The sequence below is a fragment of the Arthrobacter sp. SPT-J7 genome, from assembly GCF_059089965.1.
The window spans coordinates 1-1174 of record NZ_JBNHFF010000461.1; the positions used below are offsets into that span (position 1 = coordinate 1).

1 protein-coding gene and 1 pseudogene are annotated in these 1174 nt (G+C 64.7%); both read right to left on the reverse strand.

The window, feature by feature from the left end; genetic code table 11:
* Window positions 1-977 (reverse strand): ATP-dependent helicase (locus AC5RWX_RS33585; protein WP_494100473.1); only part of this gene is annotated, 977 nt, incomplete at its 3' end.
* Window positions 978-1034: 57 nt separating this feature from the next.
* Window positions 1035-1174, reverse strand: a pseudogene (locus AC5RWX_RS33590) (NAD(+) diphosphatase); the annotation flags it as partial.

Sequence of the window (1174 nt, forward strand, 5' to 3'; positions counted from 1 at the left end):
GGCGCGGCCCGGGCGGCGTCAGCGGCAGGTCCACCGCTCCGCCTGCCGGCGAGGAGATCGTTGGCGAGCTTTACCACCTGCGGCGTGGACCGGTAGTCCCTGATCAGTTTCACGACGTCGGCCTGCGGATAGCGGACTTTGAACTCCAGGAGGTGCTTCGGAGAGGCCCCGGTGAACGAATAGATGGTCTGGCTGGCATCCCCGACGACGCACAGCTCGTCCCGGCCTCCCAGCCATAGTTCAAGGAGCCGTTGCTGCAGCGGGGAAACGTCCTGGTACTCGTCCACCACAAAGTGCCGGTACTGCTCGCGGACGGTGGCGGCGACCTTTTCGTCCTCCTGCAGGATGCCCACCGTGATCAGGAGGACGTCCTCGAAGTCGATGACATTGCGGTCCGTCTTAACATCCTCATAGGACTGGAAGACCCTGGCCACGGCGGTGAGGTCGAATCCGCCCGGCGCTCCCCGGTCCTGCGCGTTTTCCAGGTAGTTGGCGGGCGTCAGCATGGACACTTTGGCCCATTCAATTTCCGAAGCAAGGTCACGGATCGAGGCCCTGTCAGTGCTCAGTCGAAGCCGACGGGCTGCCTCAGCGAGCATCTGGGCCTTGTGGTCCAGCAGGTTGGGCAACGTACCGCCAACAGCCTGCGGCCAGAAAAACTGCAGCTGGCGCAGTGCTGCTGCGTGGAAGGTCCGGGCCTGGACGTTGCCTGCGCCAAGGTCCCGCAGCCGGCTGCGCATTTCCGCTGCCGCGCGGGCAGTAAACGTCACGGCCAGGAGCCGCTGGGGAGTGTAAACACCTGAGTGCACGCCATAGGCGATGCGGTGGGTGATGGCCCGGGTCTTTCCCGTGCCGGCGCCGGCAAGAACGCACAGCGGGCCGTTGAGCGTGCTGGCCACCTCGCGCTGCTCGGCGTCCAGGCCGCCCAGGATCCGGTCCTCCAGGGACGCTGCGCCGTCAAAATTTTCTGTAGTCACTTTGCTGCTTTTTCGTCTCGACTACCGCGTGCTGGAGTCTGATGGATATAGAGGGCTTCAGGCGCCAACCCGGTCCTGAATACGTCCGCCGAACCAGTGCTCAATCAGGGAGCGGGCAATCGACAGCCGGCTGGAGATGGTGATCTCGCCGGTGAGAACGGCGTCCTGGAGTTCCTCCCGGCTGAACCAGCGCGCCC